12 protein-coding genes are annotated in these 14,769 nt (G+C 73.5%); all 12 read left to right on the top strand.

Going from position 1 to position 14,769, the window contains the following annotated elements; all coding sequences use genetic code 11:
- Positions 1 to 4 precede the first annotated feature (4 nt).
- The 12 genes from QFW77_RS17365 (at position 5) to leuB (ending at position 14,593) form a co-directional block, all read left to right on the top strand.
- Entirely contained in the window at positions 5 to 991 is a 987-nt protein-coding gene (locus tag QFW77_RS17365; protein WP_425603377.1) for a homoserine kinase, read from the top strand.
- The gene (gene thrC / locus QFW77_RS17360) at positions 988 to 2,295 is read left to right on the top strand and encodes a threonine synthase (RefSeq protein ID WP_280576070.1); all 1,308 of its coding nucleotides are present in this window, start codon (positions 988 to 990) and stop codon (positions 2,293 to 2,295) included. Before QFW77_RS17365 ends, thrC begins: the two co-directional genes overlap by 4 nt.
- A 333-nt stretch (positions 2,296 to 2,628) precedes the next feature.
- Entirely contained in the window at positions 2,629 to 4,467 is a 1,839-nt protein-coding gene (gene ilvD / locus QFW77_RS17355) for a dihydroxy-acid dehydratase (protein ID WP_280576069.1), read from the top strand.
- Positions 4,468 to 4,497: 30 nt separating this feature from the next.
- Positions 4,498 to 5,523, top strand: coding sequence for a ketol-acid reductoisomerase (gene ilvC / locus QFW77_RS17350; protein WP_280576068.1), 1,026 nt, complete (start codon positions 4,498 to 4,500; stop codon positions 5,521 to 5,523).
- Positions 5,524 to 5,576: 53 nt separating this feature from the next.
- Positions 5,577 to 7,370 carry an acetolactate synthase 2 catalytic subunit gene (gene ilvG / locus QFW77_RS17345; RefSeq protein ID WP_280576136.1) on the top strand — a complete coding sequence of 598 codons (1,794 nt, stop codon included), beginning with the start codon at positions 5,577 to 5,579 and terminating at the stop codon, positions 7,368 to 7,370.
- Complete coding sequence (locus tag QFW77_RS17340) at positions 7,354 to 7,590, top strand: ACT domain-containing protein (RefSeq protein ID WP_280576067.1); 237 nt, start codon at positions 7,354 to 7,356, stop codon at positions 7,588 to 7,590. Before ilvG ends, QFW77_RS17340 begins: the two co-directional genes overlap by 17 nt.
- A 107-nt stretch (positions 7,591 to 7,697) precedes the next feature.
- The gene (locus QFW77_RS17335; protein WP_280576066.1) at positions 7,698 to 8,612 is read left to right on the top strand and encodes an aminotransferase class IV; all 915 of its coding nucleotides are present in this window, start codon (positions 7,698 to 7,700) and stop codon (positions 8,610 to 8,612) included.
- Between the two features lie 8 nt (positions 8,613 to 8,620).
- Complete coding sequence (locus QFW77_RS17330; RefSeq protein ID WP_331487970.1) at positions 8,621 to 9,745, top strand: threonine dehydratase; 1,125 nt, start codon at positions 8,621 to 8,623, stop codon at positions 9,743 to 9,745.
- Positions 9,742 to 11,313 carry a 2-isopropylmalate synthase gene (locus tag QFW77_RS17325; protein ID WP_280576065.1) on the top strand — a complete coding sequence of 524 codons (1,572 nt, stop codon included), beginning with the start codon at positions 9,742 to 9,744 and terminating at the stop codon, positions 11,311 to 11,313. The genes QFW77_RS17330 and QFW77_RS17325 overlap by 4 nt, the downstream gene beginning before the upstream one ends.
- Positions 11,314 to 11,402: 89 nt before the next feature.
- Positions 11,403 to 12,830, top strand: coding sequence for a 3-isopropylmalate dehydratase large subunit (leuC, locus tag QFW77_RS17320; RefSeq protein WP_280576064.1), 1,428 nt, complete (start codon positions 11,403 to 11,405; stop codon positions 12,828 to 12,830).
- Between the two features lie 103 nt (positions 12,831 to 12,933).
- Positions 12,934 to 13,515, top strand: coding sequence for a 3-isopropylmalate dehydratase small subunit (leuD, locus tag QFW77_RS17315; RefSeq protein WP_280576063.1), 582 nt, complete (start codon positions 12,934 to 12,936; stop codon positions 13,513 to 13,515).
- Positions 13,505 to 14,593 carry a 3-isopropylmalate dehydrogenase gene (leuB, locus tag QFW77_RS17310; RefSeq protein WP_280576062.1) on the top strand — a complete coding sequence of 363 codons (1,089 nt, stop codon included), beginning with the start codon at positions 13,505 to 13,507 and terminating at the stop codon, positions 14,591 to 14,593. The genes leuD and leuB overlap by 11 nt, the downstream gene beginning before the upstream one ends.
- The last annotated feature ends 176 nt before the right edge of the window (positions 14,594 to 14,769 follow it).

Below are 14,769 nucleotides of genomic sequence, written 5' to 3'. Positions count from 1 at the left end.
CGCCATCGCGCACACTGGCCTTTCCCATCCACGCCGCCCGGAGCATCGCTTGTCGCCCGATTCCAATTCCGCTTGCGCCTTCGCCCCCGCCAGCGTCGGCAACATCGGGGTCGGCTTCGACCTGCTCGGCCACGCCATCGACGGCCCGCGCGACCTGGCGCGGGTGCGCAGGATCGACGCCGCGCAGGTGCGCGTCGACGCGGTACGCGGCGCGGTCGCGGGCACGGATGCGATCCCCCTGGACCCGCAGCGCAATACCGCCGGCCGCGCCCTGCAGGCGCTGCGGGAATCCTTGGGGCTGCCGTGGGGCTTCGCGCTGGAACTGGAGAAGGGCATCCCGCTCGGCTCCGGGCTGGGCGGCTCGGCGGCCTCCTGCGTGGCGGCGCTGGTGGCGGCCAACGCGCTGCTCGAGCGGCCGCTGCCGCGCGAGGCGCTGTATCCGTTCGCACTGGACGGCGAGGCCGCGGCCAGCGGCAGCCGGCACGGCGACAACGTCGCGCCGATGCTGCTCGGCGGCGTGGCGATGGCGACGCCGGAACGCCTGCTCGCGTTGCCGGTACCGGAATGGCTGCACTGCGTGGTGGTGCATCCGGACCAGGTGCTCGAGACCCGGCGCTCGCGCGCGGCACTGGCCGATCCGTTTCCGCTCGAGGTCGTGGTCGCCCATCACACGCACCTGGCGCTGTTCCTCACCGGCCTTGCGCGCGGCGATGCGGCGCTGATCGCCGCCGGCCTGCGCGACGTGCTGGTGGAGCCACGCCGCGCCCCGCTGATCCCCGGCTTCGCCGCGGTCAAGGCCGCGGCCCTGAAGCACGGCGCACTCGGCTCCAGCATTTCCGGCGGTGGCCCCAGCGTGTTCGCCTGGTTCGCATCGCGCGCCCAGGCCGAGGCAGCGGCAGCGCCGATGCGCGCCGGCTTCGCCGCGGCCGGATTCGAGGCCCGCAGCCACGTTTCACCGGTCGCGGGCCCGCGCGCGGAGCTGCTGCCATGAAGTTCGTCAGCACCCGCGGCGGCGCACCCGCCTGCACGATCGACGCCGCGCTCGCCGCCGGCCTCGCGCCGGACGGTGGTCTCTACGTGCCCGAGCGGATCCCCGTCCTTCGCTTCGACACCCCGGCGGCCAACCTGGCGGGCACCGCGCGCACGCTGCTGGCGCCGTACTTCGCCGGCTCGCCTCTGCAGGCGCGCCTGCCGGAACTGTGCGCGCACGCCTACGACTTCGACGCCCCGCTGCGGCCGCTGGCCGGCCCGGCCGACTTCATGCTGGAGCTGTTCCACGGCCCGACCGCGGCGTTCAAGGATTACGCCGCGCGTTTCCTCGCCGAGGCGCTGGCGGCGCTGCGCGATCCGGCGGCGCGGATCACGACGACGATCCTGGTGGCGACCTCGGGCGACACCGGCGCGGCGGTGGCCGCCGCTTTCGATGGGAGGCCCGGCTTCGAGGTGGTGATCCTGTATCCCGACGGCCGGGTCTCGCCGCGCCAGGCGCACGGACTGGCGTGCTGGAGCGACAACGTGCGGACCTTTCGCGTCCCGGCGCATTTCGACGACTGCCAGCACCTGGCGCGACAGGCGCTGGCGGACAGCGAGTTGCGCGCCGGCCGCGTGCTGACCTCGGCCAACAGCATCAGCCTGGGCCGGCTGTTGCCGCAGGCGGCCTACTACGCGCACGTGGCCGTGCAGCACCGGGCCGCACACGGCGTCGCGCTCAACTTCGTCATTCCTACCGGCAACCTCGGCAACGCCAGCGCCGCGGTGCTGGCGCGGCGCATGGGCGCGCCGGTGGGCGACATCGTGCTGGCCTGCAACGCCAACGACGCCCTGCCGCGCTACTTCGCCGGCGGCGGCTTCGCGCCCCGGCCGGCGGTGGCCACGCTGGCCAACGCCATGGACGTGGGCGCGCCGAGCAACTTCGAGCGGCTGCGCCACTGGCACCGCGACGACGCCGAACTGCGCGACGCGCTGGCCGCGCGCGGCGTCGACGACGCCACCATCGCCGCGACCATCCGCTCCGCACCAGCGCGGCACGGCGTGGTCCCCTGCCCGCACACCGCCACCGCGCTGCACCTGCTCGAGCGCATCCGCGACGCCGGCGATGCGCGCGCGTGGGCGGTCGTTGCCACCGCCCACCCGGCCAAGTTCGAAAGCATCGTCGAACCGCTGGTGGGCCACGCCGTGCCCCCGCCCGCGGCACTGGCCGAGTGCCTGCGGCGCCCGGCACGAGCACGGGTGCTGGCGAACGAATACCCGGCGCTGCGCGAAGCGCTGGCCAGCGCTCATGCCGAAAGGTTCTAAATGAAACTGTTGACAGCCACAAAACCCCCGTGTTTATCTCGATCCCCATGACGCATCGCAACAGCCACCTGCCGGCCGCCAGCGCCGCCCTCCCGGGCCGCACGGTCGCGCTCGCGTCCGCGGTCCTCCTTCTCGTCGTCGTCCTTATTACCTGGCCCACCGGCGCGGGAATCGGGGTTGTGTAGCTAGAAGCAAACCCGAAGGTCTAAAGAACCTGAACCCCGCGCCCGAAACGGCGCGGGGTTTTTCGTTTCGGGCCCCGGAATTCCATCGACCCGCGCAGGACGCGCGGAACACGCGGACGGATCCGCACCACGGCAGGACAACAGGCGAGTGCGAAGCGACGCGATCAAGCAGGGCCCCGAACACGCACCGGCGCGCGCCATGCTGCGCGCCACCGGCATGGACGACGCCGCGATCGCCCGGCCGCTGGTGGCGGTGGTGCACACCTGGTCGAACGTCTCGCCCTGCAACCTCGGCCTGCGCGACCTGGCCGCGTATGCCGCCGAGGGCATCCGCGACGGCGGCGGTACGCCGGTGGAGTTCAACACCATCGCGGTCACCGACGGCATCGCCATGGGCAGCAGCGGCATGCGCGCCTCGCTGGCCTCCCGCGAGGTGATCGCCGACTCGATCGAACTGGCGGTGAGCGGCCACTGCCTGGACGCGATGGTGCTGCTGTGCGGCTGCGACAAGACCATCCCCGCGGCGGCGATGGCGGCGGCGCGCCTGGATATCCCCACCGTGATCCTCTACGGCGGCACGATCATGCAGGGCCGCTGCCACGGCCGCTCGATCACCGTGCAGGACGTCTTCGAGGCGGTCGGCCAGCACGCCGCCGGCCGCCTGGACGACGCCGGCCTGGCCGAGATCGAGAAGGCCGCCTGCCCCGGCGCGGGCGCCTGCGGCGGGCAGTTCACCGCCAACACCATGGCGATGGTGCTGACCTTCCTCGGGCTTTCGCCGCTGGGCCTCAACGACATCCCGGCCGTGCATCCGGGCAAGCCCGGCGCCGCGCGCCGCTGCGGCGAGCTGGTGATGCAGGCGCTGTTTTCCGGCGGCCCGACCCCGCGGCAGATTCTCTCTCCGGTCGCGCTGCGCAACGCCGCGCGGGCGGTGTCGGCCACCGCCGGCTCTACCAATGCGGCGCTGCACCTGCTGGCGATCGCGCACGAGGCCGGGGTGCCGTTCGATCTGGAGGAATTCCACGCCGCGGCCGCGACCCCGGTGATCGCCGACCTCAAGCCCGGCGGGCGCTACACCGCCGGGGAGATGTTCGAGATGGGCGGCACCGCGCTGGTGGCGCGCGAACTGCGCAGCGCCGGGCTGATCGACGACATCGACACCGTCGCCGGTCGCACGCTGTTCGCGGAACTGGATGCGCAGCCGATGCCGGAGGCGCCGCAGGACGTGGTACGCAGCGTCGCCGACCCGGTCAAGCCGCAGGGCGGCTACGCGATCCTCTACGGCAACCTCGCGCCGGAGGGCTGCATCCTCAAGCTGGCCGGGCACGGCCGCACCCGTCACAGCGGCCCGGCCCGGGTGTTCGATTCCGAGGAAGAGTGTTTCGCCGCGGTGCAGCGGCGCGAAATCCGCGTCGGCGACGTGGTGGTGATCCGCTTCGAGGGCCCGGTCGGCGGGCCCGGCATGCGCGAGATGCTGGCGGTGACCGCGGCGCTGGTCGGCCAGGGGCTGGGCGACGACGTGGCGCTGGTCACCGACGGCCGCTTCTCCGGCGCCACCCGCGGCTTCATGGTCGGCCACGTCGCCCCGGAAGCGGCCTGCGAGGGGCCGCTGGCGCGGCTGCGCGAGGGCGACACCGTGACCATCGACGTGGCCTCGCGCACCTTCTCCACCGATGCGGACCTCGACCGGCGCCAGCCGGCGCGGATCGCCCCGCGCGTGACCACCGGCGCGCTGGCCAAGTTCGCGCGGCTGGTCGGCTCCGCTTCGCGCGGCGCGGTCACCGCACCGGGGCCGCTGCAGGCAGGCTCGGGCGCGAGCGCCCCGGGCACGCCGCGGGCGCAAGCCGCCGCTGCCGCCCCCGCGCTTTCCGCCGGTCCCACGGCCGTTGGAGAAAGCGTCGCGACCGCCGCCGCTGCCGGATCGCCCCCCTCCGGCAGCGGCGCGCGGGCACGCCCGCCGATCGGCGCAACCCTCACCGACGACTGACCTTCCCTCCACTGCGCAACGGATCCAGCCATGACCAGCGACACCAGCAAGCCCACCATCGCCATCCTCGGCTACGGCAGCCAGGGCCGCGCCCACGCGCTCAACCTGCGCGACTCAGGCTTCGACGTGCGCGTCGGCCTGCGCCCGGGCGGCCCGACCTCGATCAAGGCGGCCGCCGACGGTTTCGCGGTGCAGACGCCCGCGGAGGCCGCGGCCGGCGCCGACATCGTCGCGGTCCTGACCCCGGACATGGTGCAGCCGCAGCTGTACCGCGAGGTGATCGCCCCGGCGATGCGCGAGGGCGCCTGCCTGCTGTTCGCGCACGGCTTCAACGTGCACTACGGCCAGATCGAGCCGCGCGCCGACCTCGACGTGGTGCTGGTGGCGCCGAAGGGCCCGGGCGCACTGGTCCGGCGCGAGTACGAGATCGGCCGCGGCGTGCCCGCGGTGTATGCCGTGCACCAGGACACCAGCGGCCGCGCCGAGCAGCTCGCGCTGACCTACTGCGCCGGGATCGGCGGCGCGCGCCAGAACGCGATCCGCACCACCTTCAAGGAGGAGACCGAGACCGACCTGTTCGGCGAGCAGGCGGTGCTGTGCGGTGGCGCCACCAAGCTGGTGCAGGCCGGCTGGGAAACCCTGGTCGAGGCCGGCTACCAGCCCGAGGTGGCGTACTACGAGTGCCTGCACGAGCTGAAGCTGATCGTCGACCTGCTGTACGAGGGCGGCATCACCCGCATGCACGAGTTCATCAGCGAGACCGCGCAGTACGGCGATCTCACCCGCGGCCCCTACGTGATCGACGATCACGCCCGCGCGCAGATGAAGAAGATCCTGACCGAGATCCAGGACGGCACCTTCGCGCGGCAGTGGATCGCCGAGTACGCCGCCGGCAACGGCAACTACAAGGCGCTCAAGCAGGCCGATCTCGAGCACCCGATCGAAGAAGTCGGCAAGCGCCTGCGCGGGGCGATGAAGTGGCTGGAACAGCCGGCGCCGCAGCCGGCGGCCGCACCCGCCGCGCCGGCCCCGGCCGCCCGGTCCGAGGCGGCGTGATGAGCGCGCGCGCAGCGGCGGCGCGCGCCGCGGCAGAAGAGGCGGGCGCGGCCATGGCCGCGCCCGCACCGGCTCCGGCGGCCGCGCCCGTCAACGGCGCGCGCTGGCTGGTGCAGGCGCTGGCGGCGGAGGGCGTGGACACCCTGTTCGGCTACCCCGGCGGGGCGATCATGCCGTTCTACGACGCCCTGCACGGCGCCGCGCTGCGCCATGTGCTGGTCCGCCACGAGCAGGGCGCGGCGTTCGCCGCCAACGGCTACGCGCGCGCCAGCGGCCGGGTCGGGGTGTGCGTGGCCACCTCCGGCCCCGGCGCCTCCAACCTGGTCACCGGGATCGCCGACGCGATGCTGGACTCGGTGCCGATGGTGGTCATCACCGGCCAGGTGGCGACGCCGCTGATGGGCACCGACGCCTTCCAGGAGCTGGACGTCTTCGGCATGACCATGCCGATCGTCAAGCACAGCTTCCTGCCGCGCAGCGTCGACGCCCTGCCCGCGATGCTGGCCGAGGCGTTCCGTATCGCCCGCTCCGGGCGCCCGGGGCCGGTCCTGATCGACCTGCCCAAGGACGTGCAGATCGGCGACGCCTCCCACCTGCCCGCGCACGTACCGCTGGCGGCGACTCCGGTGGAGACCGCCGCGGAGGCCTCGCTGCACGCCGCCGCGGCGCTGATCGCGCAGGCCCAGCGCCCGGTGCTGTACGGCGGCGGCGGCATCGCCCTGGCCGGCGCGGTGGAGGCGTTTCGCGAGTTCGTCGACCGGACCCGCATTCCCGCCGTGCTGACCCTGAAGGCGCTGGGCGCGCTGCCCGCGGCCCACCCGTGCAACCTCGGCATGCTGGGCATGCACGGCGGCCGCGCCGCCAACCACGCGGTGCAGGAGAGCGATCTGCTGATCGTGGTCGGCGCCCGCTTCGACGACCGCGCCACCGGCAAGCTGGCCGAGTTCGCCCCCGAGGCGCGGGTGCTGCACCTGGATGCCGACGGCTGCGAGATCGGCAAGCTGCGCGCGGTCGACGTCGCCGTGCACGGCGATGTCGCCGCCGCGCTGGAGCGACTCACCGCGCCCTGCGCCGCGCAGGCGCGAGAGGGGCGCCACGCCGACGCGCGCCGCGCCTGGGGCGACCTGTGCGAACGCCGCAGCCGCCGCTTCGCGGCGCGCTACGACGCCCCCGGCGAGGGCGTGTACGCGCCGAAGCTGCTGCGGCGCCTGTCTGAGCTGGCCCCGGAGGCGATCGTCAGCTGCGACGTCGGCCAGCACCAGATGTGGGTGGCGCAACATTGCCGTTTCGCCCATCCGCGCCGGCACCTGACCAGCGGCGCGCTCGGGGCGATGGGCTTCGGCCTGCCGGCGGCGATCGGCGCACAGCTGCAGGACCCGGCCGCGCAGGTGGTGTGCGTCAGCGGCGACGGCTCCTTCCTGATGAACGTGCAGGAGCTGGCGACCGTGGCGCGCTACCGCCTGCCGGTGAAGATCGTGGTGCTCGACAACCAGGCGCTGGGCATGGTGCGGCAGTGGCAGGAGCTGTTCTTCGAGCGCCGCTACTCGGAGATCGACCTGTCCGACAACCCCGACTTCGCGGTGGTCGCGCGGGCGTTCGGCATCGAGGCGATCTCGCTGTCGCGCGGCGACGGCATCGATGCCGCGCTGCAACGCCTGCTGGCGGTGCCGGGCCCGGCGCTGCTGCACGTGGCCATCGATCCGACCGCCAACGTCTGGCCGTTGGTGCCGCCCAACCACAACAACGCGCAGATGCTCGACGCCGACGAAGTCTCGTCGCTGCCGACCGGCGCAACCGCTCCCGCCCGCACCGCCCCCGAGGACCCCACCCATGCGCTACCGGCTTGATCTGACCCTGCGCAGCGCCGAGGGCGCGCTGGTGCGCGTGCTCGGCGCCGCCGAGCGCCGCGGTTTCCGCCCGCTGTCGGTCGACGGCGAGACCCGCCCGGATGGCGACCGCTGGTACCTGCGCATGACCGTCGAGGGCGAGCGCAGCGACGAGGCCCTGCGCGGGCAGCTGGCGAAGCTGCACGACTGCCTGTCGGTGGAGGTGTCGCCATGCGCCTGAATCCGCGCAGCCCGGCCCCGGCCGCCGCGCGTCCGCCAGCACTCGCTGCTGCGAGCCGATCCTGACCGCCCCATCCCGCACTGCGAACGCCACCACGGAACCCACCGATGTCCGCTACCAGTACCGCCACCGTCACGCCGATCACCGATGCCGGCCACGCTCCTCGACCCCAGCTCTGGTTCGACGGCGCCCTGGCCGACGTCGAGACCCTGCAGGCCGACCTGACCACCCACGCGATGCACTACGGCAGCGGCGTGTTCGAAGGGATCCGCGCCTACGCCACCGCCGAGGGCGCTGCGGTGTTCCGCCTGCCCGAGCACATGGAGCGGATGCGCCGCGGCGCCGAACTGTTGGGCATGGACTTCGACCTCGACGCGGCGATCGAGGCGGTGCTGGCGACGCTGCGCGCCAACCGCCACCGCGACGCCTATATCCGCCCGCTGGCGTGGTTCGGCGCCGGCGGCTTCGGCCTCGATGTGGAGGGCCACCCGCAACACATGATGGTGTCGACCACCGCCACCCGCGTGCACCTGAACGGTGCCCGCGCCACCGTGGGCGTTTCCAGCTGGCGGCGCAACCCGGCCGATTCGCTGCCGCCGCTGAAACTGTGCGGCGCCTACGTCAACTCGATCCTGGCCAAGCGCGAGAGCAAGGCGCGCGGCTTCGACGAAGCCCTGTTCGTCGACCGCGACGGCTACGTGGTCGAGTGCACCGGCGCCAACCTGTTCGTGGTCGACGGCGGGCGGGTGACCGCGGTCGCGCACCGCGACGCCTTGCCCGGCATCACCCGCGACACCCTGATCGCCCTGACCGGCGCCGAGGTTCGCCCGCTGAGCCTGGAGGAACTGCTCGCCGCCGACGAGGTGTTCGCCTGCGGCACCGCCGCCGAGGTGGCACCGATCGCCCGCATCGAGGACCGCGATTACGGCGACAACCCGGTCAGCCGCGAACTGGCAGCGTTGTATGGCAGGGTGATCCGCGGCCAGGAGTCCGCCTCCGCCGCCTGGCTGACGCCGGTCTGAGCGCGACCATGGAGCCCGACGTCGCCCGCACCGGATCCGTCACCGCCGCCGACGTGCTGGCCGCACAGGCGCGGCTGCGCCGCTATCTCGACGTCACCCCGCTGCACCACGCCGAACGCTTCGGCTGCTGGCTGAAGCTGGAGAACCTGCAGCGCACCGGCTCCTACAAGGTGCGCGGCGCGCTCAACGCGCTGCTGGCGGCGCGCGAGCGCGGCGACCACCGCCCGGTGATCGCCGCCTCCGCCGGCAACCACGCCCAGGGCCTGGCCTGGGCCGCGTACCGGCTCGGGGTGCAGGCGATCACGGTGATGCCCAAATGCGCGCCGCAGACCAAGGTGGCGGGCGTGGCGCACTGGGGCGCCACCGTGCGCCTGCACGGCGACGGCTACGATCAGGCGCGCGCCTTCGCCGTCGAGCTGGCCGCGCAGAACGGCTACCGGCTGCTGTCGGCCTTCGACGATCCGGACGTGATCGCCGGCCAGGGGACCGTCGGCCTGGAGATCGCCGCGGCGATGAATCCGGACGTGGTGCTGGTCCCGATCGGCGGCGGCGGGCTGGCGGCCGGCGTCGCCCTGGCGCTGAAATCTGCGTGTCTGTCCGGGGCGCAAGCGTCCCGGCGCGTGCGCATCGTCGGCGCGCAGGTCGAAGGCGTCGACGCGATGGCGCGCGCGCTGCGCGGCGAGCCCACCGGTGCAGAGCCGGCCGCCTCGCTGGCCGATGGCGTGCGGGTCAGGGAGCCCGGCCGGCTCACCCGCATGCTGCTGGCGGAGCTGCTCGACGACGTGGTGATCGTGCGCGAGGCCGAGCTGCGCGAGACCCTGGTGCGGCTGGCGCTGGAGGAACACGTGATCGCCGAGGGCGCCGGCGCGCTGGCGCTCGCGGCCGGCCGCCGCGTCGCCGGCCGGCGCAAGTGCGCGGTGGTCTCCGGCGGCAATCTCGACGCCGCGGTGCTCTCGCGGCTGCTCGCCGAGGTGCGGCCGCGGCCGCCACGGCGACCGCGGCGGCGGCGCCGCGAAGCGGTCGCCGCGCCCGCACCCGGCCTGCCCCGAATCCTCGACGCCGGGCGCCGCCCCGGCGCCGTCCCGCCCCCGCCGCGCACCGTCCACCGCTGCGAAGAGGTACTCCCCGCATGAACGACACCAAGCCCGCGCCCGGCAACGCGGCCACGCCGGCCCAGGTCCGGATCTTCGACACCACCCTGCGCGACGGCGAGCAGTCGCCCGGCTGCAGCATGACCCCGCGGCAGAAGGTGGTGATGGCACGTGCGCTCGCCGGGCTCGGCGTGGACGTGATCGAGACCGGTTTCCCGGCCAGCTCGGAATCCGACCGCGAGGCGGCGCGGCTGATCGCCCGCGAAGTGCGCACCCCGGTGCTGGCGGTGCTCTCGCGCTGCCTGCCGGCCGACATCGAGGCCTCGGCGCGGGCGCTGGACGGCGCGGCCCGGCCGCGGCTGCACGTGTTCATCTCCACCAGCGCGCTGCACCGTGAGCACAAGCTACGAATGTCGAAGGCGCAGGTGCTCGACACCGCCGCTGCCTGCGTGGCCCAGGCCCGCGGCTTCGTCGACGACGTCGAGTTCTCCACCGAGGACGGCACCCGTACCGAGCGCGAGTTCCTGGCGGAGGTGGTCGGGGCGGCGATCGCCGCCGGCGCCACTACCATCAACGTGCCCGACACCCTGGGCTACACCACCCCCGAGGAGATGCGGGCGCTGTTCGCGCATCTGATCGCCACCGTGCCCGGCGCCCGCGAGGTGGTGTTCAGCGCGCACTGCCACGACGACCTGGGCATGGCGGTGGCCAACTCGCTGGCGGCGATCGAGGGCGGCGCGCGCCAGGTGGAATGCACCATCAACGGGATCGGCGAGCGCGCCGGCAACTGCGCCATGGAGGAGCTGGTGATGGCGCTGAAGGTGCGCGGCGCCTGGTACAACGCCGACACCGGCATCGATACCCGCCAGCTGGTGCCCGCCTCCAAGCTGCTGTCGCGGCTGGTGGGGATGCCGGTGCAGCGCAACAAGGCGGTGGTCGGCGCCAACGCCTTCGCCCACGAGTCCGGCATCCACCAGCACGGCATGCTGCGCCACCGCGGCACCTACGAGATCATGAATCCCGAGGATGTCGGCTGGCCCGCTTCGAAGATGGTGCTGGGCCGGCACAGCGGCCGCGCCGCGGTCTCGCACCGGCTGCGCGCGCTCGGCTACACCCTCGGCGAAGGACAGCTGGACCAGGCCTTCGCCGGGTTCAAGGCGCTGTGCGAGCGCCAACGGGTGGTCGAGGACCGCGACCTGGAGGCGCTGATGCACGGCGACATCCGCGGCGACGGCTTCCGGCTGGCGTCGATGACGGTCAGCGATCGCGGCCAGCGCGCCAGCGCCGAGATCGAGCTGTCCGACCCCGACGGCCGCAGCATCGGCAAGCGCGCGCTCGGCGACGGCCCGGTCGACGCGCTGTTCTCCGCCCTGGCGGCGGCGACCGGGGTCGATCTGCAGCTGGAAAGCTACCAGGTGCACAGCGTCGGCATCGGCGCCGACGCGCGCGGCGAGGCCAACCTCAGCGTGCGCTGCGGAGACGACGCCTGGGAGGGCACCGGCACCAGCACCGACGTCATCGAGGCCAGCGCCCTGGCCTGGCTGGACATCGCCAACCGGGTGCTGCGGGCGCGCCAGCTGCAGCCGCAGCGCCAGGCCGCGCACGCGTGAGCGCCCCTCGCCAGACCGCTTCGCCCCCACTTCCCGGCCCCGGACCACGGGGAAACGGGGCGCCCGACCAGACCGGACACCCTTCCGACATGACTGCCACCACCCTGTTCGACAAACTGTGGGACGCGCACGTCGTGGTCCCCGAAACCGACGCCGCGCCCGCGGTGCTGTACGTCGATCTGCACCTGATCCACGAGGTGACCTCGCCGCAGGCGTTCTCGGAGCTGCGCGCGCGCGGGCTGGCGCCGCGTCGCCCCGACCTGACCAAGGCGACGATGGACCACTCCACGCCGACCCTGCCGCGCGGCGCCGACGGCCGTCTGCCCTACTACACCCCGGCCTCCGAGAGCCAGGTCGAGATGCTGGCGCGCAACTGCGCCGCGGCGGGCATCGAACTGTTCGATTTCGGCTCCGACCAGCGCGGCATCGTCCACGTGTTCGCACCGGAGATGGGCTTCACCCAGCCCGGCATGACCATCGTCTGCGGCGACAGCCACACCTCAACCCACGGCGCCTTCGGCGCGTTGGCGTTCGGCATCGGCACCAGCGAGGTCGGCCACGTGCTGGCCACCCAGTGCCTGCTGCAGCGCCGCCCGAAAACGATGGCGGTCAACGTGGAAGGCGAGCTGGCGCCGGGCGTCGGCGCCAAGGACGTGATCCTCCACGTCATCGGCGCGATCGGCGTCAACGGCGGCACCGGCCACGTGATCGAGTACCGCGGCTCGACCATCCGCGCGATGGACATGGAAGAGCGCATGACCCTGTGCAACATGTCGATCGAGGCCGGCGCCCGCGCCGGGATGGTGGCACCGGACGAGACCACGTTCGCCTGGCTCGCAAAGGCCCCCCGGGCCCCCAGGGGCGCGGCGTTCGACGCCGCACGGGCGCGCTGGCGCGAGCTGCGGAGCGACCCCGGCGCGCAGTTCGACGCCGAGGTGACGCTCGACGCGCGCGACATCCGCCCCACCCTGACCTGGGGCACGCATCCGGGCACCGCGATCGCCGTCGATCGGGCGATCCCGGAGGCCGCCGACGCGGCCGCGCAGAAGGGCCTGGACTACATGCAACTCGCCCCGGGGCGGCCGCTGCAGGGCACCCCGGTCGACGTGGTGTTCGTCGGCTCCTGCACCAACGGCCGCCTGCGCGACCTGCGCGAGGTGGCGCAGGTGCTGCGCGGGCGCAGGATCGCCCCGCGCGTGCGCATGCTGGTGGTGCCCGGCTCCGAGCAGGTCAAGCGCGAGGCCGAGGCCGAAGGCATTCCCGAGATCGTGCGTGCGGCCGGCGCGGAGTGGCGCGAGCCGGGCTGCTCGATGTGCATCGCCATGAACGGCGACCTGGTGGCGCCCGGCCAACTCGCGGTGAGCACCAGCAACCGCAACTTCGAGGGCCGGCAGGGGCCCGGCTCGCGCACCCTGCTCGCCTCGCCGCTGACCGCCGCCTGGGCCGCGGTGCACGGCTGCGTGTCCGACCCGCGCGAGCTGTTCGCGGCACCGCAGGCGCGGCGGGAGGTGGCGTGAGCCGCGACCGCGCCGTCCATGCCCGCCGCCTGCGGCGGGCGCCGCCCGGATCGTCTGCTGCCTTCCCCGACACCCGACTCACGACCCCACCAGGATCGCCCCCATGACCGCATCGACCCGCATCGTCTCGCGCAGCGTGGTGCTCGCGCAGACCAACATCGATACCGACCAGATCATCCCCGCGCGGTTCCTGTCCACGACGGAGCGCGAGGGCCTGGGCCAGCATGCCTTCAACGACTGGCGCCGGCGCGCCGACGGCAGCGCCGATCCGGGCTTCCCCTTCAACCGGCCCGACAGCACCGGCCGCAGCATCCTGCTGGCCGGCCGCAACTTCGGCTGCGGCTCCTCGCGCGAACACGCGCCCTGGGCGCTGCGCGACCTCGGCCTGCGCGCCATCGTCAGCAGCCAGATCGCCGACATCTTCCGCAGCAACGCGCTCAAGAACGGGCTGCTGCCGGTGGTGCTGCCGGAGGCGGCGGTACAGGCGCTGATGCAGCGGCCCGACGACGAGCTGGAGATCGACGTCGCCACCCGCGAGCTGCGCACGCCCGGCAACGACGTGTACCGCTTTCCGCTGGACGCGTTTGCGCGGACCTGCCTGCTCGAGGGCGTCGACGAGCTCGGCTACCTGCTCTCGCGCCGCAGCGAGATCGAACTCTACGAGGAACGCTTCCATGCGCGCTGAGATCGTCATCCTGCCCGGCGACGGGATCGGGCCCGAGGTGACCGCGGCCGCGGTCGCGGTGCTGCGGGCCGTCGCCCGTCGCTTCGGCCATGCCCTGAACTTCGCCGAACACGACATCGGTGGCATCGCCATCGACCGCCACGGCGATCCGCTGCCGCCGGCGACGCTCGACGCATGCAACCGCGCCGACGCGGTGCTGCTGGGCGCCGTCGGCGGACCGAAGTGGTCCGACCCGAATGCCAGGGTTCGCCCCGAGCAGGGCTTGCTGGCGTTGCGCAGGGCGCTCGGGTTGTACGCCAACCTGCGCCCGGTGCAGCCGCATCCTGCGACCCTGGGCGCCGCGCCGATCAAGCCGCACCTGCTCTCCGGCGTGGACCTGCTGGTGGTCCGCGAGCTGACCGGCGGCATCTACTTCGGCGACAAGACCCGCACCGCCGATTCCGCCTCCGACCTGTGTAGCTACAGCGTCGCCGAGATCGAACGCGTGGTGCGCCGCGCCTGCCGCCTGGCGCAGGGACGCCGCTGCCACGTCACCTCGGTCGACAAGGCCAACGTGCTGGAGACCTCGCGGCTATGGCGCGACGTGGCCACGCGCATCGCCCGCGACGAGTTCCCCGACATCCTCCTCGAGCACCAACTGGTCGATTCCATGGCAATGCACCTGCTGTCCAGGCCGAGGGCGTACGACGTCGTCGTCACCGAGAACATGTTCGGCGACATCCTCACCGACGAGGCGTCGATGCTGGCCGGCTCGATGGGCCTGCTGCCGTCGGCCTCGCTGGGCGACGGCAAGGCCGGCCTGTACGAGCCGATCCACGGCTCCGCGCCCGACATCGCCGGCCGCGGCATCGCCAACCCCTATGGCGCGATCCTCAGCGCCGCGCTGCTGCTGCGCCATTCGCTGGGGCTCGTGGACGAGGCCGCCTGTGTCGAGCAGGCGGTCGACTCGGCGCTGGAGGCCGGCGTGCTCAGCGCCGACCTGGCCGCGGGCGGCGACGCCGTCGGCACCCACGGCGTCGCCGCCGCCGTCGTCGAACGCATCGAAACGCCCAGTCACGTCGCCGAACTGCGCGACTGAGCCGGCCCGGCTGCGCCGCGCTCAGGCGCGCTCGACGAATGGGGGCTGCTGCGGCGCTCGTCCGCGATCTCGCGCGCGAGCGTTGCACGCCGAAGCCGGTGCTGTCGCTGGACCGCCGCGTGTCGATCAGGCCGCCCTCCATGCGGGTTCCCCCCTCGCACCAGGCGCTCCTGCGG

Origin of the sequence: Luteimonas endophytica (assembly GCF_029887875.1) — a bacterium.
Classification (GTDB): Bacteria; Pseudomonadota; Gammaproteobacteria; order Xanthomonadales; family Xanthomonadaceae; genus Luteimonas; species Luteimonas endophytica.
The sequence above is the reverse complement of the archived record's forward strand: the minus strand, read 5'-3'. Positions and strand labels throughout refer to the sequence as shown.

Excerpts from the sequence above, each read along its gene's own strand:
- thrC (WP_280576070.1), top strand. The coding sequence starts at position 988 with ATGAAGTTCGTCAGCACCCGCGGCGGCGCACCCGCCTGCACGATCGAC.
- ilvC (WP_280576068.1), top strand. The coding sequence starts at position 4,498 with ATGACCAGCGACACCAGCAAGCCCACCATCGCCATCCTCGGCTACGGC.
- ilvG (WP_280576136.1), top strand. The coding sequence starts at position 5,577 with ATGGCCGCGCCCGCACCGGCTCCGGCGGCCGCGCCCGTCAACGGCGCG.
- QFW77_RS17340 (WP_280576067.1), top strand. The coding sequence starts at position 7,354 with ATGCGCTACCGGCTTGATCTGACCCTGCGCAGCGCCGAGGGCGCGCTG.
- QFW77_RS17335 (WP_280576066.1), top strand. The coding sequence starts at position 7,698 with ATGTCCGCTACCAGTACCGCCACCGTCACGCCGATCACCGATGCCGGC.
- QFW77_RS17330 (WP_331487970.1), top strand. The coding sequence starts at position 8,621 with ATGGAGCCCGACGTCGCCCGCACCGGATCCGTCACCGCCGCCGACGTG.
- QFW77_RS17325 (WP_280576065.1), top strand. The coding sequence starts at position 9,742 with ATGAACGACACCAAGCCCGCGCCCGGCAACGCGGCCACGCCGGCCCAG.
- leuC (WP_280576064.1), top strand. The coding sequence starts at position 11,403 with ATGACTGCCACCACCCTGTTCGACAAACTGTGGGACGCGCACGTCGTG.
- leuD (WP_280576063.1), top strand. The coding sequence starts at position 12,934 with ATGACCGCATCGACCCGCATCGTCTCGCGCAGCGTGGTGCTCGCGCAG.
- leuB (WP_280576062.1), top strand. The coding sequence starts at position 13,505 with ATGCGCGCTGAGATCGTCATCCTGCCCGGCGACGGGATCGGGCCCGAG.